This window comes from Microbispora amethystogenes (assembly GCF_016863015.1).
Lineage (GTDB): Bacteria > Actinomycetota > Actinomycetes > Streptosporangiales > Streptosporangiaceae > Microbispora > Microbispora amethystogenes.
This window is the reverse complement of record NZ_BOOB01000053.1, coordinates 73,939-96,251: the sequence shown is the minus strand read 5'-3', so window position 1 is coordinate 96,251 and position 22,313 is coordinate 73,939. Positions and strand designations below refer to the sequence as shown.

The 22,313-nt window shown below is 72.1% G+C and carries 21 protein-coding genes; 9 read left to right on the top strand and 12 right to left on the bottom strand.

The annotated features are described in order from the left end of the window. Positions 1 to 5: 5 nt before the first annotated feature. Entirely contained in the window at positions 6 to 1,712 is a 1,707-nt protein-coding gene (locus tag Mam01_RS30805; RefSeq protein ID WP_204288694.1) for a serine hydrolase domain-containing protein, read from the bottom strand. A gap of 70 nt (positions 1,713 to 1,782) precedes the next feature. Continuing rightward, positions 1,783 to 2,736, bottom strand: coding sequence for a helix-turn-helix transcriptional regulator (locus Mam01_RS30800; RefSeq protein WP_204288693.1), 954 nt, complete (start codon positions 2,734 to 2,736; stop codon positions 1,783 to 1,785). 89 nt (positions 2,737 to 2,825) lie between these two features. Here Mam01_RS30800 and Mam01_RS30795 point away from each other — a divergent pair, with 89 nt between their 5' ends. Next, positions 2,826 to 3,230 (top strand): VOC family protein, encoded by a 405-nt coding sequence (locus tag Mam01_RS30795; RefSeq protein ID WP_204288692.1) that lies wholly within the window; start codon positions 2,826 to 2,828, stop codon positions 3,228 to 3,230. Positions 3,231 to 3,243: 13 nt separating this feature from the next. On the opposite strand, the gene Mam01_RS30790 is transcribed toward Mam01_RS30795, so the two are convergent. Genes Mam01_RS30790 through Mam01_RS30765 form a run of 6 tightly spaced genes read right to left on the bottom strand, consistent with a single transcriptional unit; the run spans position 3,244 to position 10,228 of the window. Further along, complete coding sequence (locus tag Mam01_RS30790) at positions 3,244 to 4,638, bottom strand: NAD(P)/FAD-dependent oxidoreductase (protein ID WP_204288714.1); 1,395 nt, start codon at positions 4,636 to 4,638, stop codon at positions 3,244 to 3,246. A gap of 16 nt (positions 4,639 to 4,654) precedes the next feature. Beyond that, complete coding sequence (locus Mam01_RS30785) at positions 4,655 to 5,446, bottom strand: ABC transporter permease (RefSeq protein WP_204288691.1); 792 nt, start codon at positions 5,444 to 5,446, stop codon at positions 4,655 to 4,657. After that, positions 5,443 to 6,306 (bottom strand): ABC transporter permease, encoded by an 864-nt coding sequence (locus tag Mam01_RS30780; RefSeq protein WP_111701947.1) that lies wholly within the window; start codon positions 6,304 to 6,306, stop codon positions 5,443 to 5,445. Before Mam01_RS30780 ends, Mam01_RS30785 begins: the two co-directional genes overlap by 4 nt. Next, entirely contained in the window at positions 6,303 to 7,562 is a 1,260-nt protein-coding gene (locus tag Mam01_RS30775) for a polyamine ABC transporter substrate-binding protein (RefSeq protein WP_204288690.1), read from the bottom strand. The genes Mam01_RS30780 and Mam01_RS30775 overlap by 4 nt, the downstream gene beginning before the upstream one ends. A gap of 31 nt (positions 7,563 to 7,593) precedes the next feature. After that, the gene (locus tag Mam01_RS30770; protein ID WP_204288689.1) at positions 7,594 to 8,742 is read right to left on the bottom strand and encodes an ABC transporter ATP-binding protein; all 1,149 of its coding nucleotides are present in this window, start codon (positions 8,740 to 8,742) and stop codon (positions 7,594 to 7,596) included. Positions 8,743 to 8,794: 52 nt separating this feature from the next. Then, positions 8,795 to 10,228, bottom strand: coding sequence for a gamma-aminobutyraldehyde dehydrogenase (locus Mam01_RS30765; RefSeq protein ID WP_239101753.1), 1,434 nt, complete (start codon positions 10,226 to 10,228; stop codon positions 8,795 to 8,797). Positions 10,229 to 10,451: 223 nt separating this feature from the next. On the opposite strand from Mam01_RS30765, the gene Mam01_RS30760 reads away from it, so the two are divergent. Beyond that, the gene (locus tag Mam01_RS30760) at positions 10,452 to 10,943 is read left to right on the top strand and encodes an Lrp/AsnC family transcriptional regulator (protein WP_204288687.1); all 492 of its coding nucleotides are present in this window, start codon (positions 10,452 to 10,454) and stop codon (positions 10,941 to 10,943) included. Positions 10,944 to 10,966: 23 nt separating this feature from the next. On the opposite strand, the gene Mam01_RS30755 is transcribed toward Mam01_RS30760, so the two are convergent. Together Mam01_RS30755 and Mam01_RS30750 are read right to left on the bottom strand one after the other, a co-directional pair. After that, entirely contained in the window at positions 10,967 to 11,620 is a 654-nt protein-coding gene (locus Mam01_RS30755; protein WP_204288686.1) for a cyclase family protein, read from the bottom strand. Between the two features lie 69 nt (positions 11,621 to 11,689). Further along, entirely contained in the window at positions 11,690 to 12,547 is an 858-nt protein-coding gene (locus tag Mam01_RS30750) for a nitrilase-related carbon-nitrogen hydrolase (protein WP_204288685.1), read from the bottom strand. Between the two features lie 92 nt (positions 12,548 to 12,639). Between Mam01_RS30750 and Mam01_RS30745 the strand changes: the two genes are divergently transcribed. Next, the gene (locus tag Mam01_RS30745; protein ID WP_204288684.1) at positions 12,640 to 14,169 is read left to right on the top strand and encodes a PucR family transcriptional regulator; all 1,530 of its coding nucleotides are present in this window, start codon (positions 12,640 to 12,642) and stop codon (positions 14,167 to 14,169) included. Positions 14,170 to 14,251: 82 nt separating this feature from the next. Here Mam01_RS30745 and Mam01_RS30740 read toward each other — a convergent pair whose 3' ends face one another. Then, positions 14,252 to 15,148: a sigma-70 family RNA polymerase sigma factor gene (locus tag Mam01_RS30740; RefSeq protein ID WP_204288683.1), complete on the bottom strand. Its 897-nt coding sequence runs from the start codon at positions 15,146 to 15,148 to the stop codon at positions 14,252 to 14,254. Positions 15,149 to 15,231: 83 nt separating this feature from the next. Here Mam01_RS30740 and Mam01_RS30735 point away from each other — a divergent pair, with 83 nt between their 5' ends. After that, positions 15,232 to 15,681, top strand: coding sequence for a carboxymuconolactone decarboxylase family protein (locus Mam01_RS30735; RefSeq protein WP_204288682.1), 450 nt, complete (start codon positions 15,232 to 15,234; stop codon positions 15,679 to 15,681). Positions 15,682 to 15,744: 63 nt separating this feature from the next. Here Mam01_RS30735 and Mam01_RS30730 read toward each other — a convergent pair whose 3' ends face one another. Next, a complete protein-coding gene (locus Mam01_RS30730) occupies positions 15,745 to 16,488 on the bottom strand; it encodes a GntR family transcriptional regulator (protein WP_150940364.1) in 744 nt (247 codons plus the stop codon). 250 nt (positions 16,489 to 16,738) lie between these two features. On the opposite strand from Mam01_RS30730, the gene Mam01_RS30725 reads away from it, so the two are divergent. From Mam01_RS30725 to lsrF, 5 genes are read left to right on the top strand one after another with little or no spacing between them, the layout of a single operon-like run. After that, positions 16,739 to 17,860: an ABC transporter substrate-binding protein gene (locus Mam01_RS30725; RefSeq protein WP_239101752.1), complete on the top strand. Its 1,122-nt coding sequence runs from the start codon at positions 16,739 to 16,741 to the stop codon at positions 17,858 to 17,860. Positions 17,861 to 17,907: 47 nt separating this feature from the next. Beyond that, positions 17,908 to 19,416, top strand: a complete 1,509-nt coding sequence (locus Mam01_RS30720; protein ID WP_204288680.1) for a sugar ABC transporter ATP-binding protein — start codon at positions 17,908 to 17,910, stop codon at positions 19,414 to 19,416. Then, positions 19,416 to 20,375 (top strand): ABC transporter permease, encoded by a 960-nt coding sequence (locus tag Mam01_RS30715; protein WP_204288679.1) that lies wholly within the window; start codon positions 19,416 to 19,418, stop codon positions 20,373 to 20,375. Before Mam01_RS30720 ends, Mam01_RS30715 begins: the two co-directional genes overlap by 1 nt. Further along, positions 20,372 to 21,412 carry an ABC transporter permease gene (locus Mam01_RS30710; RefSeq protein WP_204288678.1) on the top strand — a complete coding sequence of 347 codons (1,041 nt, stop codon included), beginning with the start codon at positions 20,372 to 20,374 and terminating at the stop codon, positions 21,410 to 21,412. The genes Mam01_RS30715 and Mam01_RS30710 overlap by 4 nt, the downstream gene beginning before the upstream one ends. Continuing rightward, positions 21,405 to 22,289, top strand: a complete 885-nt coding sequence (gene lsrF, locus Mam01_RS30705; protein ID WP_150940374.1) for a 3-hydroxy-5-phosphonooxypentane-2,4-dione thiolase — start codon at positions 21,405 to 21,407, stop codon at positions 22,287 to 22,289. Before Mam01_RS30710 ends, lsrF begins: the two co-directional genes overlap by 8 nt. Positions 22,290 to 22,313: the final 24 nt, after the last annotated feature.

Below are 22,313 nucleotides of genomic sequence, written 5' to 3'. Positions count from 1 at the left end.
GCGGGTCAGCCGGACCGCTCGGCGGTGACGGCGCCCGGTGCGCCCGTGACGGTCATGCGGCGGCCCTCGAACGCGACCTCCACACGGGGGCCGGCGCCGGTGGGATCGTCCGGGCGGAACCGCCCGGCGCCGCCCGACGGCACGAGCGTCAACGCCGGCGGCTTCGCCGGGATCTGGGCGGCCATCACCCCGCCCTCCTCGTTGACCGCGTACCAGGCGAGCACCGGGCCCTTGCCGGTGGTGAGCGTGACGTACGTGCGGGTGTCGGCGCCCTTCGCGACCGTGCCGGCGAGCGTGAGGCCCGACACCGCGCCGAAGACCTTTTCGAGCGAGGCCCGTTCCCTGCGGCCCTCCTGGGTCTGGCCGTTCAGCAGCGCCAGCACCCGCTGTTCGTGCGCGCGCAGCGCCGCCTCCGTGACCTCCGCCCCGGGCGGGGCCAGCGCGCGGACCGCGCTCGCCCCGGTCGCGAAGACGGTCAGCCTGCCCCCTTCGGCGGACACCTGGAACTCGCCTCCCCTCTCCAGCCGGTACGTCCCGACCATAGCCGCGAGATCCCCGCCACGGGCAGGAGTGGCGGCAGGGCCGGAAGCGCTGGGCGCGGGCAGCGGGCGTCCGGCCAGCAGCGCGGGTCCCACCGCCCGCAGCAGCGCCTCGGCCGAGAGCGCCGCGGTGTTCGACGCGATGGCGACCACGCGCCGCTGGGCCGGGACCCAGGCGACGACCGCGTTGTGGCCGACGTCGCCACCGCCGCCGGCGGTGCTCAGGAACCGCTCGCCGTAGACCGACCGGTCGAAGGCGACCCAGCCGGGCGTCTCCGACCTGCCGTCCCCGCGCGGCCACCCCGCGCGGGCGATGACCTCGGCCGACGCGGGCGTGACCACCCGGCCGGTGAACAGCGCGTACGTCCACTCCGCCAGGTCGGGCACGGTCATCGCCAGCCCGCCGTTGCCCTCCACGCCCCAGTAGGGACCGGCGAAGCCGCCCCGATGGCCCGGCTTCCCGTCGTCGAGGTAGCCGACCGCTCTCGGGCCGGGCGCGGCCGGGCTCCCGTCCCAGAAGCCGCCCGCCGTACGCCCGCCGGGAAGCCGCAGGACGGTGGAGGTCACGTAGTCCCGGTAGCCGCGGCCCGACAGGCGTTCGACGACGAGGGCCAGCAGGGTGTATCCGGCGTTGGAGTAGACGTACCCGGTGCCCGGCGGGAAGGCGAGCCTTAACCTGCCGATCGCGGCCAGCGCCGCGTCCGGCGACAGCGGCTCGTAGTCGCCGCCGTGGGTCCCGTTGAGGCCGCTGGTGTGCAGCAGAAGCTGCCTGATCGTCGCGTCGGCCACCGGGCCGCGCAACCGCGGCAGGATCGCGCCCACCCGGTCGTCGAGCGACAGCCTCCCCTCGTCGGCGAGCCGGAGGATCGCGGCCGCGGTGACCGCCTTGGTCACCGAGCCGATGCTGAACACCGTGCCGGGCGTGTTCGGCCGGTGGGCGCCGGTGTCGGCCATGCCGTACGCGGCGCGGCACTCGAACGCGCCGTCCCTGAGTATCGCGACCGACCCGCTGAACCCCGCCTTCGCCCACGCCCCGAACGCGCGGCCGAGCGCGGGGTCGCACGCGGACGCCTCGGGCGTACGCGCCGGCCGGCTCGGCCCGGCGCCGCACGCCGTCAGGAGCAGGGCGACGACGGTCAGTCCCGCCGGGAATCCGGCAAAGAATCTTCGCATGCGGGAAACGTACGGACCCCCGCGCGAACCTGATGTGAACGGAACCGGACTGCGCCGTCGCCCCGATCGTTCAGACCGGCTCCGGCCCGGAGTTGCGGGCGACGAGTTCGGCGCCGATGCGGGCGAGCTCGTCCCGGACGGAGCGCGGCTCGACGACCTCGATCAGGGCGCCCCACCCCGCGAGGTGACGGGCGAGGTCGAGCGGGGTCGGGGCGGCGAGGCGCACCCGGACGCGTCCCCCCACGTCACCGTCGGTGTGGCAGTGCCGCCCGAACCGGTCGCGCAGGACCGGCACGAACCGCTCCTCGACGAGCACAGTCGCCCACGTGCGCGAACGCCGCCCCTCGATCTCGTCGACGACCTCCTGCCAGGCGGCGGTGAGGACGAGGCCGGTAGGGCGTTCGGCGGTCTCGCCGGTCACCTCGGCCCGGACGATCCTGTCGACGCGGAAGGTCCGCCGTCCCCGGTCGGTTCCCGCCAGCAGATACCAGACGTCGTCCTTGTCGATCAGCCCCCACGGGTCGACCAGCCGCTCCGCGGGTTCCGCTTTCGGGCCGGCGTAGGTCAGGCGGACCCTGCGACGGCTCACCACGGCGGTCTGCAGCAGGTCGACCGTCTCGGGCCGCGGGCGGTCGCGTTCCCCCCACGGGACGGGATCGACCAGGGTCGCGTCGCGGGCGGCCTCGGCGTCGGCGCGGAAGGTCCGGGGCAGGGCCGCCAGGAGCTTGCGCAGCGCCGCTCCGGCCTCGGCCGACCCGGCCGCGGCCGGGCCGAGGAGCAGGAACAGCGCCTGCGCCTCGGGCGCCGACAGACCGCTCAGGTCGGTGCGGGCGCCGCCGACCAGCGACCAGCCGCCGCCACGCCCCGGCTGTGGATAGACCGGGACGCCCGCCGCCGACAGCGCCTCCAGGTCCCGGCGGGCGGTGGCCACGGACACCTCGAGCTCCACGGCCAGCTCGGCCGCGGTCACCCGGCCGCGAGCCTGCATCAGCAGCAGGACGGCGACGAGACGGTCGGCACGCACGGTTCCCGATTCTGCCCGGAAAAGTGCTCAGAAGGTGAGCACTTCACGTCGGAGGATTGAGGCATCACCCACTGAGAAGGGAAATTCCGATGTTGCGAGGCCTCACCACCGTCAGCTTCTACGCCGACGACGTCACCGCCGCCGTCCGCTGGTACGCCGGACTGCTCGGCATCGAGCCGTACTTCACGCGTTCCGTCGAGGAGACGCTCGCCTACGCCGAGTTCCGGATCGGCGACGACGAGGACGAGCTCGGCATCGTCGACCGCCGCTTCGCCCCCGGCCCCCGGCGGGACGAGCCCGCGGGCGCGGTCGTCTACTGGGCCGTGGACGACGTGGAGGCCGCCTTCGGACGGCTGCTCGCCCTCGGCGCCACGACGTACGAGAAGCCGGTGGAGCACGGCCCGGGCTTCGTCACCGCCTCCGTGGTCGATCCCTTCGGCAACGTCCTCGGCGTGATGTACAACCGGCACTTCCTGGAGGTCCACGACCGGTGACGGAGGCGCCGCGTCAGGAGTCGAAGCCGACGCCGAAGGCGTCGAGGGTGCGCAGCCAGGCGTTGCGGCGGCCCTCGTGCTCGTCGGCGCGGGCGATGGACCAGCGGGTGAGCTGGATGACGCCGGACCGCACCGGCTCGGGCGGGAAGGGCATCGGCTTGTGCCGCACCATCTCCAGCTCGGTCCGCTCGGTGAGACGCCCCTGCAGCAGGTCGAGCATCACGTTGCCGCCGAAGCGGGCCGCCCCCACGCCGAGGCCGGTGTATCCGGCCGCGTAGGCGAGGCGGGAGCCGTACGCCGTGCCGAAGAAGGCGCTGAACCGGCTGCAGGTGTCGATGACACCGCCCCAGCGGTGGGTGAAGCGCAGGCCGTGGAGCTGCGGGAACGTCTCGAAGAAGTGGGTGGCGAGCTTCTCGAAGGTGGCGTCGCGCTGGTCGTACTCGGGCCTGACCAGGCCGCCGTTGTGGTAGACGGCGTCGTAGCCGCCCCACAGGATGCGGTTGTCGTCGGTCAGCCGGTAGTAGTGGAACCGGTTGGCCGAGTCGCCGACGCCCTGGCGGTTCCGCCAGCCGATCTCCGCGAGGAGGTCGGCCGGCACCGGCTCGGTCATCAGCGCGTAGTCGTACACCGGAACCAGGAAGTGCCTGAGCCGGCGCAGCAGCGGCGGGAAGGCGCCGGTGCCGAGCGCCACCCGCCCGGCCCTGACGCGGCCCTTCGGCGTCCCCAGCTCCAACGCCGTGCCGTCGTCGTGCAGCGAGCGCACCGGCGTGTGCTCGAAGACGCGCACGCCGAGCCGGACGCAGACGTCGCGCAGCCCCCAGGCGAGGCGCGCCGGGTCGACCATGGCGACGCCGTCGCGGTCCCACACCCCGCCGAGGTAGGTCGGGGAGTCGACCTCGGCCCGCACCCGCTCCCGGTCGAGCCGCTCCAGCCGCACGCCGAGCGAGGCCGCCGCGCTGACCTCCTCGTCGAGCCCGGCGAGCTGCCACTCCTCGGTGGCGACACGCAGCTCGCCGGTCCGCTCGAAGGAGCAGTCGACGCCGTGGCGGGAGAGGGTCCGCTCGATCTCGTCGAGGTTCTCCCGGCCGAGCCGTTCCAGCGTCGCGATCTCCGCGGGCCAGCGGTCCCGGCCGTTGCCGAGCCCGTGCGTCAGGCTCGCCGCGCAGAACCCGCCGTTGCGGCCGGAGGCGGCCCACCCGACCGCGCGGCCCTCCAGGAGGACCACGTCGAGCGAGGGGTCGCGCTCCTTGGCCATCAGAGCCGTCCACAGCCCGGTGAAGCCGCCGCCGATCACCGCGAGGTCCGCCGTGACGTCTCCGGTCAGCGGCGGCAGCGGCTCGGGCGCGAGCGGCCGGTCGAGCCAGTACGGCCTGCGCTCCGCGTCGGCGAGCGCCTTCGACGGAACCACGAATTCCACTTCCTTCTTAGGCGTTGGCGCGGCGGCGGGCCAGGAGGGCGTTGCCGAGGGCGATCAGCACGCCGGCCGCGAAGATCAGCGTGCCCATGACGTTCACCTGCGGCGGGATGCCGACACGGGTGGCGCCCCAGATCCACAGCGGGAACGTCACCGTGCCGCCGGAGTTGAAGTTGGTGATGACGAAGTCGTCGATCGACAGCGCGAACGCCAGCATCGAGCCCGCCAGCACGCCCGGGAAGATCATCGGCAGGGTGACCAGCCGGAACGTCGTCCACGGCCCGGCGCCGAGGTCGCGCGCCGCCTCCTCCAGAGAGGCGTCCAGCGTCATCACCCGGGCCCGCACGGTCACGGCCACGAACGAGATCGAGAACATCACGTGCGAGATCACGATCGTCCAGAACCCGAGCGGCACGGCGAGCGTGACGAACAGCGACAGCAGCGACGCGCCCATCACGATCTCGGCGCAGGAGATCGCCGCGAACATCACCAGGTTCATCGCCCCGGCCCCGCGGAAGCGGTAGCGGCCGAGCGCCAGCCCGATCAGCGACCCGAGCACCCCGGCGACCAGCATCGTCAGCACGGCGATGACCAGCGAGTTCACCAGGGCCTGGGTGAGGTCGCCGATCTCGAACAGCTTGCCGTACCACTTGAGCGTGAAGCCCTGCCAGCTCGTGTTGAACCGGCCGTGGGTGTCGTTGAACCCGAAGAGGATCATGACGGCGATCGGCAGCACCAGCCACGCGATCACCAGCCAGGTGTAGATCTGCAGGCCGCGGCCCCGCAGCAGGCCACGCTTCATCGCGCCGCCACCTCCAGCACGTCCTCGGTGCCGAGCGCCCTCGCGTACGCGAAGATGCCGACCAGCAGCAGGGCCATCAGCGTGAACGACAGCGCCGAGGCGGTCGGGTAGTCCTGGTTGATCAGGAACTGGTTCTGGATGACGTTGCCGACCATCGTGTTGCTGGTGCCGCCGAGCACGGACGCGTTGACGTAGTCGGACGTGGCCGGGACGAACGTCATCAGCACTCCGGCGAACACCCCCGGCAGCGACAGCGGCAGCACGACCCGCAGGAAGGTCTGCGCCTTGCTGGCGTACAGGTCCTGCGCGGCCTCCAGGACCCGCGGGTCGATCCGCTCCAGCGCCACGTACATCGGCAGGATCATGAACGGCAGGAAGTTGTAGGCCAGGCCGCCGATCACCGCCGCGCTCGTGGCCAGGATGTGGAAGTCCTGCGGCACCAGCCCGGCCGACTTGAGCGGCCCGAGCAGCAGGCCGTTGTCGGACAGGAAGAACTGCCAGGAGATGGTGCGCAGCACGAACGACACGAGGAACGGCAGCAGCAGCATGAACAGGTAGACCGACTTGCGGCTACCCCCCTTGAAGGCGATCCAGTACGCCACGGGGAACCCGATGACGATCTGGATCAGCGTCGAGGCCAGGCCGTACACCAGCGACCGGATGATCTGGTCGTGGTAGGTGCTGATCCCGTCCACGTAGCTGTGCCAGTTGAACGTGAACGCGTAGCCGTTGACCACGTCGCCCGACTGCAGCGACAGCGACAGCATGACCACCGTCGGGATGACGAAGAAGATCGCCAGCCAGAGCGTGCCCGGGAAGAGCAGCGCGTACGGCGTCAGCGAAGCCCTGAGCCTGCTCATGCGGTCGTGATCGCCTGGAAGATGGACTCGAACTTCTTCTGCTCCTGCGGCGTCGCGAAGTTCTTGTAGCTGCGCAGCCTGGCGTAGTCGTCGTCGGTCGGGAACACCAGCTCGCTGCCCGCGACCATGTCGAGGAGCTTCTTGTCCTCGCCGGTGGCCTTGGCGGCGTCGGCGGCGATGACGTCCTTGGCGGCCGGGACCGGGGTGACGTAGTTGATGTACTCCGCCAGTTTCCCGGCGACGTCCACGTCGTAGAAGAAGTCCATCAGCGTGATCGCGTCGACCGGGTTCGCCGCGGTCTTCGGGATCATCATGTTGTCGGTCCAGATGGTCGCGCCCTCCTTGGGGAGCACGAACTTCAGGTCCGTGCCGTCGGAGACGTTCTTCTGGAAGACGTCGCCCGACCACGCCATCGTGAGCCAGATGTCGCCCTTGGCCAGCGGGTCGATGTACGCCTGGTCGTAGTACTTGCGCACGATGCCGGCGTCGCGCTGCGCCTGGAGCTTGGCCGCGGCCTTCTCCCAGTCGGCCTCGGTCGACTTGTCGGGGTCGATGCCGAGCGCGAACAGGCCGAAGTTGGCGATCTCCTGGGAGTCGGACATCATGCCGACCTTGCCCTTGTACTTCGGGTTCCACAGGTCGGCCATGCTGGTCGGCGGCGTGTCGACGTACTTCGGGTTGTACGCGATGCCGGTCATGCCGGACGCCCACGGGATGCTGTAGACGTTGCCGGGGTCGAACGACTCGTTCTTGTACCGCTCTCCGGCGTTGGCCGTGAAGTTCGGCAGCTTGGCGTGGTCGAGCGGGACGAGGTAGCCGAGCTGCACGAGCTGGGTGAAGTGCAGGCCGTTGGTGACGACCATCAGGTCGTAGTCGATCGACTGCCCGGCCGCGAGCTGCGGCTGGATCTTGGCGAACCAGCTCGGGTTGTCCTGGATGACCTCCTTGTAGGTCACCGTGATCCCGGTCTGCTTCGTGAACTGCTTGAGCTCGGGCTGCTTGGGATCCATGTAGAGCGGCCAGTTGGCGAAGTCCACGTGGCCGTTCTTGGTCTTGCCCGACCAGTACGCCTCCACCTCGGACTGGGCCTGCGCGGAGGAGGTCGGCTTGGCCGTGCCCTTGCCCTTCACGCCGCAGGCGGCGAGGGCGAGCCCGGCGGCCGACAGCCCCGCGAGCCGGAAGGCGTCGCGCCTGCCGAGCCGGCGCTGGGTCATGCCGCGGAGGAAGGCGGGGTCCTTCCCGTGGGGATGGTTCATGGGGTTCGTGTGCTCCGGGGAGTTCGGGGTTTTACCTCAGCGCGTAGGAGTGCCGGGGCTGCCAGGAGAGCCATACCTCGTCGCCGCGCTCGGCGGTGATCGTGCTGTCGTTCGCGTTCTGCTCGAACACCGTGATCTCGGCGCCGTCGCCGAGCACCACGACGTAGCTGTTGTACGTGCCGAGATAGACGACCTCGGCCACGGTCCCCCGGACGACGCTGAGGTCGCCCTCCGGCTGCTCCTTGGCGAGCTTGATCTTCTCAGGGCGGACGGTGAGATCGACGGTCTGCCCGGCGGAGAGCGCGCCGTCGGCCGGGACGAGGATCCGGTCGCTCGGGCCGAGGGCGAGCACGGCCGTGTCGCCGCTCACCTGCTGCACGGTGCCGCCGAACAGGTTGGAGGTGCCGATGAAGCCGGCGACGAACGTGCTGGCGGGCCGCTCGTAGATCTCGCGGGGGTCGGCGAGCTGCTCCACGAGGCCGTCGTTCATGACCGCGATGCGGTCGCTCATCGTCAGCGCCTCGCTCTGGTCGTGCGTCACGTAGACGAACGTGATGCCGACCTCGCGCTGGATGCGCTTGAGCTCGATCTGCATGGCCTGGCGGAGCTTGAGGTCGAGCGCGCCGAGCGGCTCGTCGAGCAGCAGCGCGCGGGGCCGGTTGACCAGCGCGCGGGCGAGCGCGACGCGCTGCTGCTGGCCGCCCGACATCTCCTTGGGACGGCGCTTCTCGCGGCCGGTGAGGTCCACGACCTCCAGGATCTCGCCGACGCGGCGCCTGATCTCCGCGTCGGGGACCTTCCTGCGCCTGAGCCCGAACGCGACGTTGTCCCAGACGTTCATGTGCGGGAACAGCGCGTACGACTGGAACACCATGTTGATGTCACGCTTGTTCGGCGGGACGTGCGTGACGTCCTCCCCGTGGAGCCTGACGACCCCCTGGGTGGGGTCCTCGAACCCGGCGATCATCCGCATGCTGGTGGTCTTGCCGCAGCCGGAGGGCCCGAGGAGGGAGAAGAACTCCCCTTCCGCGATCGCGAGGCTCACGCCCTTGACCGCCCGTACGACCTCGCCGTGCGAGACGTACTCCTTGACCACGTTGTCGAGTTCGATGGCGGGCACGCTGCCTGATCCGGGGGCGGCGGCGACCGCCGCCCCCGGGCCCGCCTGGATATCTGTCATTCCAGGCTTATCCCTCTTTATCGATAGGTCGTACGGCTCGCGCCGGGGGAACCTATTCGCCGATGTAGTGCATCACGTGCTTGACGCGGGTGTAGTCGTGCAGCCCGAAGACGGACAGGTCCTTGCCGTAGCCCGAGTGCTTGAAGCCGCCGTGCGGCATCTCGGACACGAACGGGATGTGGGTGTTGACCCAGACCACGCCGAAGTCGAGGCGCTTGGACATCCGCATCGCGCGCCCGTGGTCGGAGGTCCAGACGGAGCTCGACAGGCCGTAGCGGACGCCGTTCGCCTTGGCCAGCGCGTCGGCCTCGTCGGTGAACGTCTGGACGGTGATGACCGGGCCGAAGATCTCGTCCTGCACCATCTCGTCGTCCTGCCGCAGCCCGTCGACCACCGTCGGGGCGAAGAAGTAGCCCTTGTCGCCGACGCGGGCGCCGCCGGTGAGGACCGTCGCGTGCCCGGGAAGCCGCTCGAAGAACGACTCGACCCGGGCGAGCTGGTTGGCGTTGTTCAGCGGGCCGAAGTAGGCGTCCTCGTCGTCGAGCCCGCCCAGCCTGGTGGCGGCGGCGGCCTCGGTCAGCGCCGCGGCGAACTCGTCGTGGATGCTCTCGTGCACCAGCACGCGGCAGGCGGCGGTGCAGTCCTGACCGGCGTTGTAGAGGGCCGCCCCGGCGATCCCCTCGGCGACGGCCTTGATGTCCTTGACGTCGTCGAACACCACGACCGGGGCCTTGCCGCCCAGCTCCAGGTGGACCCGCTTGACGTCGTCGGCGGCGGTCCTCGCGACCGCCATGCCCGCGCCCACCGAGCCGGTGATCGCGACCATGCTCGCGGCCGGGTGGCCGACCACCAGCGAGCCGGTCTCCCGGTCGCCGGTGACGACGTTGAAGACACCGGCGGGCAGGACGTCGCCGAGGATCTCGGCCAGCTTCAGCGTGGAGGCCGGGGTGGTGTCGGACGGCTTGAGCACGACCGTGTTGCCCGCCGCGAGCGCGGGGGCGATCTTCCACACGGCCATCATCATCGGGTAGTTCCACGGCGTGACCTGGCCGATGACGCCGATCGGCTCGTGCCGGATAACGGAGGTGTGGTCGGCCATGAACTCGCCGGAGGTCGGGCCCTCCAGGGTGCGGGCCGCACCGGCGAAGAAGCGGAAGTGGTCCGCGGCGATCGGGGTCTCGTCCTCGGCCATGCGCGCCCGGGGCTTGCCGGTGTTGCGGCACTCCGCCTCGTTGATCTCGTCGGCCCGGGCCTCGATCGCGTCGGCGACCTTCAGCAGCAGCGCCGCGCGCTCACCCGGCGTCGTCTGGCCCCACGTCTCGAAGGCGGCCGTCGCGGCGGCGTACGCGGCGTCGACGTCCTCCTGACCCGACACCGGTGCCTGGGCGTAGACCTCCCCCGTCGTAGGGTCTACGACGTCGGAGAAACGGCCGCTCGCGGCGTCGACGAACTTCCCGTTCACGAAGTTCTGGAGACGGGTGGTCACCGTTGACCTCCTGTTGAGGTAGCTAGGATGTCGCGACTCTGACAGAGAAAAGAGCCTACGACAAGGGATTTCGTGGCTAAGATACCAAACTGCTACGGAATCGCTTGACGGAAGCGACTCAGCTGACACCATGTCAGAGCAAGATCGCAACGTGTCGAAAACGGTGCCGTAACACGAGGTCGGTAGGACCGACGCGCTCTCCAAGAGAGGACACCCCCCGAGGATGACGACTCCGCCTAAGTCCCGCGCGGCTGCCGCGAAGGGCGGGCCGGTGGTGCTCGACGAGATCTCCAAGCAGATCATCGAGCAGCTTCAGACGGACGGGCGCAGGCCGTACGCCGCGATCGGCAAGGCCGTGGGCCTGTCGGAGGCCGCGGTGCGCCAGCGGGTGCAGCGCCTGCTGGACCTCGGCGTCATGCAGATCGTCGCCGTGACCGACCCGCTGACCCTGGGCTTCCCCCGCCAGGCGATGATCGGCATCAAGTGCGAGGGCGACCTGGAGCAGGTCGCCGACGAACTGTCGCAGATCCCCGAGATCGACTACGTCGTGCTCACAGCCGGCTCGGTGGACATCATGGTCGAGGTGGTCTGCGAGGGCGACACCCACCTGCTGGAGATCCTCGGCAAGATCCGGGCCATCTCCAGCGTGCGCGCCACCGAGACGTTCGTCTACCTCAAGCTGCACAAGCAGACCTACTCCTGGGGCACGCGCTGACGTCTCCCGAGTCGTGACCGCTTCTAGGTTATGACGGCGACGGCGCGTACGGGGGCTCCGTCGGCGGCGTGGAGCCGCAGCGGCAGCAGGGAGACCTCGACGGCGCGCCCGGCGGCCTGGGCCTCCAGGAGCGGGCCGAGGTTGCGCAGGTTCTCCGCGATGACGCCGTGCGCCCCGCACAGCACCCGGTGCGCGGGCAGGTCGGCGGGAGCGGGAGTCGGGTCGACGCTGAGGGCGTCGACGCCGACGGTCCGCACGCCCGCGGCGACGATCAGGCGGGCGGTCTCCGCCTCCAGGTACGGGTGGGCCAGGTAGCCGGGCGCGCCCCAGTGGGCGTCCCAGCCGGTGGCGACCAGCAGGATGGTCCCCGGCCCCAGCCGCCCGGCGACCGGTCCGAGCATCGCGGGGGTGATCGGCGCCCGCGGCGGCAGCCCCCGGGCGTCGAGGACCGCCGCCGGGCCGAGGAACCGCTCCAGCGGCAGGTCGTCGAGCGCCGGCAGCGCGTCGTCGATGTGGCACGGCGCGTCCACGTGGGTGCCGGACTGCGACCCGAGGTGCAGGCGGAGGACGTTCACGCCCTCCTCCGCCACCGTGAGAGCGGGCGTGATCTCCACCTCCGGATCTCCGGGGTAGACCGGCATGCCGCTCACGACGGGCACCGACAGGTCGACGATCATCACTTCTCCCCCGCGTCCGGCCCTGCCCGGCGCGAGCAGGCCGTTCAGATCGTACGACCGGCGAAGGGATCAGTAGAGGTCCGTCCGGCGGTCGCGGTGGACGTCGTTGCGGGGGCCGGTGGCCTTGTCCCTGGCCCGGGTCAGGTCGCAGTCGGCCGTCAGCACGGCGGGGCCGTCCGTGAGCACGGGCCCGGCCAGCGGGTAACCGTCCGGCCCGATCAGCGACGTGCCGCGGACCCAGCTCACGCCGCGTTCGTCCGCGCACCGGTCGGCGACCGCGACGAACATGCGGTTGGCGGCGGCGGCGATCTGTGCGTACGCGACCAGCACCGGCCGCTCCCCCGCCGGCACCGGCGAGGCGGGCCAGTTGGTGGAGACGGCGAGCAGGTCCGCCCCGGCGAGCCCCGCCGAGCGCACCCATTCGGGGAACTCCAGGTCGTAACAGACCATCATGCCGATCCGGCCGAGCGCGGTGTCCACGACGGGTGGGGGCGCGTCGCCGGGGATGAACACGTCCCGCTCGTCGTGCCACAGGTGCGCCTTGCGGTAAACGGCCCTGGTCCCGGTGGCGTCGACCATGACCTGGCTGTTGCGCAGGACGCCGCCGGCCAGCTCGCAGAACCCGCCGACGATCACCAGGTCGTGGTCCCCGGCCAGCCTCTCCCACCCGGTCACGGTCGGGCCGTCGGCGGGCTCGGCGAGGCTCCTCGCCTCCTCGGCGCCGGTGAAGACGTAACCGCTGTTGACGAGCTCGGGCAGCACCACCAGCCGCGCGCCGGCTCCGGCCGCCTCCGTGATCGCCGCCTCCGCGGCGGCCCGGTTCGCCTCGGGCTCGCCCACCCGCAGCGCGACCTGCGCCACGGCGACCCGCGTCACGGCCGTACGCGGTGGTCCCGGGGTTGCTTCGATCACGGGCCGGCCTGTCATGCGTTCCTCCAGGTCAAGCGAGACCGCTTGAGTGTGCCTCACGGCCCCGAATAAGGACAATCGGGCCCATCGCGGGAAATAGGCTCCACGATGTGGACACGCACACCACGGTGGAGGACCTGCTGCGCTCCCCCGCGCTGCAACTGAGGGTCGTGGCCGGTGAGCGCGGCCTCGGCAGGTCGGTCTCCTGGGCCCACGTGAGCGAGCTGGAGGACCCGACCCCCTGGCTGCTCGGGGCCGAGGTCATCATGACGACCGGCATCGGCGTGCCGCGCGCCGCCGCCGCGCAGCGCGCGTACCTGGAGCGGCTGGACGACGCGGGGGTGGCCGCGCTCGCGCTCAGCGCGGGCCTGCACGTCCCGCCGCTGCGCCGGGCCTTCCTCGACGCCGCGGAGGAGCGGGGGTTCCCGGTGCTGGAGGTGCCGCTGGCCGTGCCGTTCATCGCGATCGCGCAGGAGGTCGCGGCGGCCGTGCAGGAGGACGCCCGGCAGCGGCTGGGAGCCCAGCTCCAGGTGTTCGGCGCGCTGCGCTGGCTCGCCTCGGAAGGGCTCGACACGGCGGGGCTGTTCCAGCGGCTCGAACGGCTGTCGGGGTACGCCATCCACCTGAGCACCCCGCAGGGGCGTCCGCTGCTGCCCGGCGTGCCCGCGCCCCCTCCCGGCGTACGGCTGCCCGCCTCGGCGGACGCGCCGCCGACCATCCCCGGCGGTTTCGCGCTCCCGGTCCCCGCGCCCGGCGGCCCGGCGGGGTGGCTGGTGGCCTTCGAACGGCAGGGCGCCCGCCCGGCCGGGCTGGCCGTGGTGCAGCACATCGCGACCGTCGCCGCGCTGCGGCTCGCGATGGTGCGCAGCCGGCGCGAGACGCTGCGGCGGCAGGGCGCGGAGACGCTGGCCGAACTGCTGCAGGACGTGCTCGACCCGGAGACCGCCCGGCGCAGGCTCGCCCTCATGGGCCTCCCGCCGGACGGCGAGGTCGTGCTGCTCGTGGTGCGCGACGCCGAGGACGACGCCGTCGTGGGCGCCCTCGGCGAGCACCCCCACCTCATGCTCCGCCGCCACCGCGACCTGTACGTGCTGACGCCGGCCTCCGTGATCAGCGGCGACGCGGGGACGGCCACCGCGCCGCGTGACCCGCGGGAGGACGGCCGGGCGGGCGACGGAGAGGCGGGGACGGCGTTGCGGGAGATCCCGGGGATCGCGGCCGGCGTCAGCCGACCGCTCCCACCCGGGTCGTCGCTGCGGGTCGCCCAGCGCGAGGCGCTGTGGGCGGCCTCCCGCGCCGCCGAGTCGGGCCGGCCGCTCGTGACGTACGGCGAGGACACCACGGGCCGGTGGCTCCCGGACGACGTGGGCGTGCTGGCCGCCCTGGTCGAGCACGTGCTCGGCGACGCCCTGCGGTACGACGCCGAGCACGGATCGGATCTGGTCACGTCGGTGCGGACCTGGATGGAGCGCGACCGCCGCGTCGACGACGCCGCGCGGGCCCTGCACGTCCACCCCAACACGCTGGCGTACCGGCTGCGCCGGTTCGGGGCGCTGACCGGCCGCGACCTGTCGGCGACCGGCGACTTCGCCGAGGTGTGGCTGGCCATCCGCGCCGCCTCCCAGCTCGGCGGTCTCTAGGGCCGGTACGGACCTCGGTCTTCAGGACGGCTTCGCGTGCCCGCGTGGCTCGCGGGCCGCGATCTCATGCCCCGGCGGTGGCTCAGGCCGGGTCCGGGAGATCCGTCGACGCGAGCCTGGCCGGGTCGATGACGGTGGAGATGGCGACGATCCGGCCCTCGACGACCGTGAACGCCATGACCGAGAGCGGAGTTCCGTCCTCGCGCCAGGAGACGAATCCGGGAAGGCCGTTGACGAGCACCGCTCGCCCTCGCGCGGCCGCGCCGGCGGCGACTCGCGCGGTCGCGCCGGCGGCGACCTTGGTGGCGCCGAGGACGACGACCACGCCGTCGGAGGTGTCGACGGTCAGCTTCACCTCGGGATCGAGCACGCGCAGCAAGCCCTCGAAGTCGCCGCCGTGAGCCGCCGCAAGGAAGGCCTGGACCACCTCGCGCTGTTCCCGTCCGGCGGCCCTCGGCCGTCCAGGCTCTTCAGGGTTCGCCCGCACCTTCCCGCGGGCGCGGCTGGCGAGCATCTTGGCGGCGTCGGCGGACCTGCCGAGAATCCGGCCGATCTCGTCGAACGGCACCGCGAACAGGTCGTGCAGCACGAACGCCAGCCGCTCGCTCGGCCGGAGCGATTCCAGGACGACCAGTAGTGCGACCCCGACCGAGTCGGCGAGCGCCACGTCGTCCTCCGGCGCGGGCCTGTCGTCGGCCGTCACCACGAGTTCGGCCAGCCGGTCGTCGTAGGGCGCCTCAGGGTGCGCCCGGCGCGACCGCAGAACATCCAGGCTGATCCGGCCGACCACCGTGGTCAGCCAGCCGGCGAGGTTGTCGATGGTCGCCGCGCCCTGACGGGAGAGCCGCAGCCAGGCCTCCTGGACCACGTCCTCCGCGTCGGCCTGCGAGCCGAGCATGCGGTAGGCGACCGCGTGCAGCCGGTCGCGCTGGGCCTCGAACGCCTCGCTCACCGGGTCGGCCGGGCTGGTGTCGAACATGTTGTTACCTTCCTCGAATCTGCCACGTCATGGGTGATGACGGGCCCGGACGGGCGCGGGTAACCGATGAAGGGGCGACACCGATGGAAGCACGCATGAAGAGCCGGGCGAATCCCGACGTGACGACGGCGATCCAGCACCTTTACAAGGCGATTCACGCGGGTGGCGTCGACCCGCGTGTGCTCGACCTGGTCCACCTGCGGGCCAGCCAGATCAACGGCTGCAGCCCGTGCGTCTTCGCCGGGGTCGCGGCGGCCAGGAGGCACGGGGAGACCGACGAACGGCTGCACAACGTGGCCGCCTGGCGCGAGACGCCCTTCTTCACCGAGTCGGAGCGAGCCGCGCTCGCGCTGACCGAGGCCGCCACCCGGATCCAGGACGGCGCGCCGGGTGTGACCGACGAGATCTGGGACGCCGCCGCCGCCCACTTCGACGAGGCGCAGCTGTCCGCGCTCAATCTGGAGATCGCGCTGACCAACTTCTTCAACCGGATCAACCGTACGATCCGGGAGCAGGCCGGCACGACCTGGTGACCTGGGCGGGGCGTCGTCCAACCGGAGGCCGCCCTCCGAAGCGAGGGATGACGCCCCGCCAGGTCAGCGGATGCCGACGTAGAAGCGGGTCTGGTCGCTGCGGTGGAGGGCGTGGTAGGCCTCGAACCTGGTGTTGTCCTCCAGCCACGCGACCGACTCGATGCCGAGCAGCGGCGTCGAGGTGGAGACCTCCAGGAGCGCCGCGTCCTCCCGGCTGGGGAAGACCGCCTCGATCCAGCGGTCGGCCGCCGCGGGCTCGATGCCGTACCGGCGGCGCAGCGTGTCATAGAGCGACTGGTTCTCCAGGACGACCCGCTCCAGGCCGGGGACGAGCCGGGCGGGCAGGGCGGTCTCCACGAGCAGCCACGGCTGGCCGTCGACGCGGCGGAGCCTGCGCAGCCGTACGACCTGCTCCCCCTGCGGGATCCGCAGCAGCGCGGCCTCCCTCTCGTCGGCCTCGCCGAGCGTCTGCCGGATGGTCTGGGTGGTCACCCGGCGCCCCGACTCCCGCAGGTCGTCGGCGGATCCGGACGTCGACCCGACGAACCTCAGCTCGGTCTTGCGGGGGGCGACGAAGGCCCCCTTGCCCTTCACCTTGTAGATCAGGCGCTGCTGGACCAGCTCGCGCAGCGCCTCCCTGACCACCGTGCGGGAGACGCCGAACAGGTCGCTCAGCTCGGCCTCCGACGGCAGCGGCCGGTCGGGGCCGCGCTCGCCGCTCTCGATCTCAGCGCGCAGCGCCCGCATGAGCTGCATCCACAGCGGTTCCGCCCCGTCACGGTCAAGGGGCGGATAGGTCAGGGTCACAGAAACCTCCTCGGCGGCACCGCAGCAGCATGCCCGACCAACGCCTGTCACTACAAGTGGCCGAGGCTGTCATCAAGATTACCCATGACTTCCGCACGGACCTGACCGGAAAGAGCCTCTTGACATGCCCGAAACGCCGTCTTAGTTTGCTTGTCACTACAGGCCTGTAATGACAAGTCGGCACCTGGGCCGACGCGTCCCAGCCGATCTCCCCCCTCGCGAACCCGCTCTGTCTGGAGACACCATGCACATGCGTCCCACACGCCGGCCCTGGCGCGCCGCCTCGGCCGCGGCGATCTCCGCCCTCGCCGTCCTGGCCGCGGGCTGCGGCTCCGGTGGCTCCGGTGACACCGCCGACGCCGCGGACGGGACCGCGAGCGGCGGCAGCGGCGGCGGCAAGCCCTTCATCGCGCTGAGCAACGGCTTCATCGGCAACGGCTGGCGGCAGACGATGATCGCCAAGTTCGAGGCCGCCGCCCAGCAGGCCAAGAGCGACGGGCTGATCGGCAAGTACAAGGTCGTCAACGCGCCCGGCGACAACTCCGCGACCGAGCAGGTCGCCCAGATCAAGAGCCTGCTGCTGCAGAAGCCCGACGCCCTGCTCATCGACCCGGCCTCGCCGACCGCTCTCCAGCCCGTCATCCAGCAGGCCTGCAACTCGGGCGTCAAGGTCGTGGTCTTCGACTCGGCCATCGACGCGCCCTGCGCGCACGTGCTGCAGAACAGCTTCGTCGACTGGGCGACGTACGCCGCGAAGCCGCTCCTGGAGGGCATCGGCGGCAAGGGCTCGGTCATCGTGAGCCGCGGCGTCGTCGGCTCCCAGCCCGAGGCCGAGATGCTCGACACCACCAAGAAGATCCTCGGGGACTACCCGGGGGTGAAGACCGTGGCGACGGTGACCGGCATGTGCGACGGCGCCACCGCGCAGAAGGCGGTCCTCGGCGTGCTGTCCAGCGTGCCGAAGGTCGACGGCGTCATCGGCTGCGGCGACGGCTACGGCGTCGCCCAGGCGTTCGCCACGGCCGGCAAGCCGGTGCCCGCGGTGGACTTCGAGACCAACGGCCGGGCGCTGAGCTACTGGCGGGACAACAAGATCGACAATGGCTCGGTCGCCGTCATGTCCGACCCCGGTCAGTCGGTCGCGGCCCTCTGGGAGGCACTCGACCTGCTCGACGGCAAGGACGTGCCCAAGCAGATGACCTTCCCGATCGTCCTGATCGAGCAGAAGGACCGCGACGCCTGGGCCGCGGCGCTCAAGCCCGACGAGTACGCCGCCTGGCCGTGGACCCGCGAACTGTTCCGGCAGCAGGTCGAGGCCGTCAAGTCCGGCGGCGAGCCGGTGCGGCCGCCGATCCCGTCGGCGCAGGGCTGACCCGCTCCACCCACCCGACGGCACGCAGGAGACGGAGGAGACCCGGGATGCACGTCGACAATCTCCCGGCCGGCGGCGCCGCGCCGCCGGGCACGGACACGGGACCGGCCGGTCCGCCGCCCGTCGTCACCGCCAGGGGCGTGACCAAGGCGTACGGGCGGACCCGGGCCCTGGCGGGCGTGGACCTGGCGGTCCGCGCGGGTGAGGTGCTCGGGCTGGTCGGCCACAACGGCGCCGGCAAGAGCACGCTCATGCGGGTCCTCGCCGGGCTGGAGCCCTGCGACACCGGCACGGTCCTCGTCCACGGCCGCCAGGCGTCCGCCGGAGACTTCCGCACGGTGCGGATGGCCTACCAGGAGACGTCACTGTGCCCCGATCTCACCGTGGCGGAGAACATGTGGGTGTCGTCGCGGCACTGCCTGCCCCGCGTCCGGTGGCGGCGCGCCGCGAGCGACGCGGTGCGCCGCCGCCTCGACGAGATGTTCCCCGGTCACGGCGTCTCCCCCCGCGACCGGGTGGAGGACCTGTCGCTCTCCCGCCGTCAGATGGTGGAGATCGCCCGCGCGTGCCTGGTGGACCGGCTCGACCTGCTGATCCTCGACGAGCCCACCGAGTCGCTCGGCCCGGACGCCGCCCGGTCGTTGTACGCCTACGTGCGGCGGCTGACCGAGGCCGGGACGGCCGTGCTGCTCATCTCGCACCGCATCCGGGAGGTCCTCTCGGTGGCCGACCGCGTCGCCGTCCTGCGCGACGGCGCGGTCACCGCCGAACGGCCCGCCTCCGGCCTGACCGAACCGGACGTCCTGGGGCTGATGGGCGCGCACGTCGCCGCTCCGCCGACGTTCGGGGCGCCGACCGCCGCCGGGACCATCGCCCGCGACACGGTGGCCGAACTGCTCGGGGCCACCGGCCCCGGCCTGCGGGAGGTCACCCTGCGGGTCGGCAAGGGCGAGGTCGTGGGCCTCGCCGGGCTGGCCGGCCAGGGCCAGCAGGAGGTGCTCGAACGCCTGTGGCGGCCCGTCCGGCGCGACACCACCGTCGGTGTGAGCCGGGCGTACGTGCCCGGCGACCGGCAGCGCTCGGGCGTGCTGCCCCTCTGGAGCGTGGGCGACAACCTGATCGTGACCGCGCTGCGCGGGATCGCCCGGCGCGGGCTGCGCCGCCCGGCGGAGGAGCGCGCGGTCGTCGCCGACTGGGTGAAGCGCCTGTCGATCAGGGGCGGCGCGGAGGCCGGGATCACCGAGCTGAGCGGCGGCAACCAGCAGAAGGTCATCGTCGCCCGCGCGTTCGCCTCCCCCGCCGGGCTCGTGCTGCTCGACGACCCGTTCCGGGGCGTGGACGTGCACACCAAGACCGATCTGTACGGCCTGATCCGGCAGGAGGCGGCGAAGGGCCGCAGCGTCGTCTGGTACTCCAGCGAGAACGCCGAGATGGCCCACTGCGACCGGGTCTACGTCTTCCGCGCCGGCCGGGTGGTGGCCGAGCTCACCGGCGAGGAGATCTCCGAGGAACGCATCATCGGCGTCTCCTTCGCCGAGAAGGGAGAAGACGACTGATGGCCCAGCTTCTCGCCCCCGCCCTGCCGGGCCGGGCGCGGATGCGCCGCTCCGCGCCCGCCGCGGTCAGCACCGTGGCCCTGATCGTGATGATCGGCGTCTGCTCGTCGCTCCAGCCGGGCGTGCTGACAGTAGAGGGCCTCACCCTGGTCCTGTCCGCGACCGTGCCGCTGGTGATCGCCGCGCAGGCCCAGATGACGCTGATGGCCGTCGGCGACATCGACCTCGGGATCGGCAACTTCGTCGGCCTGGTCACCGTGGTCTCCGCCACCCTGCTGGTGTCGTCGCCCCTGAAGGGCGTCCTCGTGCTGGCCGGGCTGGTCGCGGCGTACGCCGTCCTCGGCCTCCTCATCCACCTGCGTCAGGTGCCGGCGCTGATCGCGACCCTCGGCGCGTCGTTCGTCTGGCTCGGCCTCGGGCTGTTCCTACTGCCCACTCCAGGCGGCACGACCCCGGGATGGCTGGCGTCCTTCGGCGCGTGGCAGCCCGCCGGCCTCCCCGCGCCGCTGGTGCCCCTCGTGGTCGTCGCCCTGCTGGTCTACCTGCTCTCCGCGCGCAGCGCCCTCGGGGTGCGGATGCGCGGCCTCGGCAGCAACCCGGTCGCGCTGCGGCGGGCCGGGCTGCGCCCGGTGGCCTCCCGCGTCGCCGCCTACGCCACGGCGGGCGTGCTCGGCGTGCTGTCGGGACTCGTCCTGGCCTCCCAGACGGGCGGCGGTGACGTGTCGTCGGCCTCCAGCTACACGCTCATGACGGTGGCCGCGGTGATCCTCGGCGGCGGTTCCTTCGCCGGCGGCACCGCGGTGCCGTGGGGCGCGGCCGTCGGCGGAGTGACGCTGGGCCTGGTCAGCGTGGTTCTCAGCCTGCTCGACGTGCGGTCCGACATGCAGTCGGCCGTACAGGGAGTGATCGTCCTGGCCGTGCTCGCCGGCCGCGTCGTCGTGGGGAAGGTGCTGCGATGAACATCCGCGTGGCCGGGCCGCGCTCCTGGAGCGGCCCCTGGGTGTGGGGCTTCGCCGCCGCCGCGCTCGTGTGGCTGGTGATCCTGGTCATCTCGGGCCAGGGCGGCGGGCAGACGGTCTCGCTGGCCCTGTCCCTCGCGCCCTACCTCGTCATCGTCGGGCTCGGGCAGATGCTGGTCGTCACCGCGGGCCCGGGCAACATCGACGTGTCGGTCGCGTCGGTCATCTCGCTCGCCGGGTTCGTCTCGGTGGCAGTGGCCTCCGCGACCGGATCGGCGGCCGTCGGCGTCCTCGCGGGCATCGGCGCCGGCGTCCTCGTCGCGGCGGTCAGCACCGTGGCCATCCTCGGCCTGTCCGTCCCCCCGATCATCGCCACGCTCGCCGCGGGGCTCGTCGCCTCGTCGATCACGCTGTCGACGGCCAACGGCTTCACCGCCGTGCCGGACGCCGGTCTGCGCGCGGCGCTCAACCTCCGCCCGGCGGGCGTGCCGGTCCTCGCGCTGGCGATCGCGGTGCTGACCGTGCTCGTCGCCGCCCTGCTGCGCCGTACGGTCTACGGGCGGTCGCTGGTCGCGGTGGGGCAGAACCGCCGCGCCGCCGAACGGGCGGGCATCCCGGTCGCCCGCGTCGTCGCCATGACGTACCTGCTGAGCGGGGCGCTGGCCGGGCTGACCGGCGCGCTGCTCGCCGCCTACATCGCGCCCTCGGCCGACCTCGGCACCCGCTACCTGCTCGACTCCGTGGCCGTCGTGGTCATCGGCGGCACGCTGATCTCCGGCGGCCGGGCGGTCCCGGTGGGCGTGTGGGGCGCGGCCCTGTTCTTCATCCTCCTCGACGGCCTGGTCAACCTCGTCGGGTGGAGCACCGCGGCGCAGAACCTGCTCAAGGGCGGCCTGGTGCTCTTCGTCCTGTTCCTCGCAGGCGGAGGCGACCGGAGCGGAGGCCTTGCCTCCCTGTTCAGACGGCGTCCGCGACCCGCGGCCGCCACCCCAACCACCATCACCACCACTATCACAGGAGACGACACCGATGGCTGACACCGACGGCCTGCTCGACGCCCACGACTTCGGCACGTCCGGGCCCGCGGCGGGCGGCTTCCACGTCAAGGGCGCGCACGGGCAGGACTGGGGCCTGCGCAACCGCCTGTCGCGCATCTTCCGGCCGGACACCGGGCGCACGGTCATGCTGGCCTTCGACCACGGCTACTTCGTCGGGCCGATGGCCGGGCTGGAGCGCCTCGACACCCGGATCGCCCCGCTCACGCCGGACGCCGACGCGATCATGATGACCCGCGGCGCGCTGCGCACCAGCATCCCCCCGGCCACCGGCGCGGGAATCGTGCTGCGCGCCAGCGGCGGCCCGAGCATCCTGCGCGAGCTGTCCGACGAGCACATCGCGCTCGACATGGAGGACGCGCTGCGCCTCAACGCCGCCGCCGTGGCCATCCAGGTGTTCGTCGGCGGTGAGCACGAGTCGCGGTCGGTGGCCAACCTGGCCGCGCTGGTCGACGCCGGTCAGCGGCACGGCGTGGCCGTGCTCGGCGTCACCGCCGTCGGCAAGGACATGGTCCGCGACGCGCGCTACTTCCGCCTGGCCACCCGGATCAGCGCGGAGATGGGCGCCCACATCGTCAAGACGTACTACGTCGAGGACGGCTTCGAGACCGTCACCGCGAGCTGCCCGGTGCCGATCATCGTCGCGGGCGGCAAGAAGCTGCCGGAGCTGGACGCCCTGACGATGGCCTACCGGTCGATCCAGGAGGGCGCGGCGGGCGTCGACATGGGCCGCAACATCTTCCAGAGCGAGAGCCCCGCCGGGATGCTCGCCGCCGTCCGCGGGGTCGTGCACGACGGGCTCAAGCCCGAGGAGGCGTACGAGATCTTCAAGGAGAAGGCCGCCGGCGCCGCGATCTGAACCCCCAAGGGCGCGGGTCCGGTG

Excerpts from the sequence above, each read along its gene's own strand:
- Mam01_RS30750 (WP_204288685.1), bottom strand. The coding sequence starts at position 12,547 with ATGACAGGCCGGCCCGTGATCGAAGCAACCCCGGGACCACCGCGTACG.
- Mam01_RS30720 (WP_204288680.1), top strand. The coding sequence starts at position 17,908 with ATGCACGTCGACAATCTCCCGGCCGGCGGCGCCGCGCCGCCGGGCACG.
- Mam01_RS30755 (WP_204288686.1), bottom strand. The coding sequence starts at position 11,620 with ATGATCGTCGACCTGTCGGTGCCCGTCGTGAGCGGCATGCCGGTCTAC.
- Mam01_RS30770 (WP_204288689.1), bottom strand. The coding sequence starts at position 8,742 with ATGACAGATATCCAGGCGGGCCCGGGGGCGGCGGTCGCCGCCGCCCCC.
- Mam01_RS30775 (WP_204288690.1), bottom strand. The coding sequence starts at position 7,562 with ATGAACCATCCCCACGGGAAGGACCCCGCCTTCCTCCGCGGCATGACC.
- Mam01_RS30740 (WP_204288683.1), bottom strand. The coding sequence starts at position 15,148 with ATGTTCGACACCAGCCCGGCCGACCCGGTGAGCGAGGCGTTCGAGGCC.
- Mam01_RS30780 (WP_111701947.1), bottom strand. The coding sequence starts at position 6,306 with ATGAGCAGGCTCAGGGCTTCGCTGACGCCGTACGCGCTGCTCTTCCCG.
- Mam01_RS30795 (WP_204288692.1), top strand. The coding sequence starts at position 2,826 with ATGTTGCGAGGCCTCACCACCGTCAGCTTCTACGCCGACGACGTCACC.
- Mam01_RS30710 (WP_204288678.1), top strand. The coding sequence starts at position 20,372 with ATGAACATCCGCGTGGCCGGGCCGCGCTCCTGGAGCGGCCCCTGGGTG.
- Mam01_RS30785 (WP_204288691.1), bottom strand. The coding sequence starts at position 5,446 with ATGAAGCGTGGCCTGCTGCGGGGCCGCGGCCTGCAGATCTACACCTGG.
- Mam01_RS30805 (WP_204288694.1), bottom strand. The coding sequence starts at position 1,712 with ATGCGAAGATTCTTTGCCGGATTCCCGGCGGGACTGACCGTCGTCGCC.
- Mam01_RS30760 (WP_204288687.1), top strand. The coding sequence starts at position 10,452 with ATGACGACTCCGCCTAAGTCCCGCGCGGCTGCCGCGAAGGGCGGGCCG.
- lsrF (WP_150940374.1), top strand. The coding sequence starts at position 21,405 with ATGGCTGACACCGACGGCCTGCTCGACGCCCACGACTTCGGCACGTCC.
- Mam01_RS30715 (WP_204288679.1), top strand. The coding sequence starts at position 19,416 with ATGGCCCAGCTTCTCGCCCCCGCCCTGCCGGGCCGGGCGCGGATGCGC.
- Mam01_RS30735 (WP_204288682.1), top strand. The coding sequence starts at position 15,232 with ATGGAAGCACGCATGAAGAGCCGGGCGAATCCCGACGTGACGACGGCG.
- Mam01_RS30725 (WP_239101752.1), top strand. The coding sequence starts at position 16,739 with ATGCGTCCCACACGCCGGCCCTGGCGCGCCGCCTCGGCCGCGGCGATC.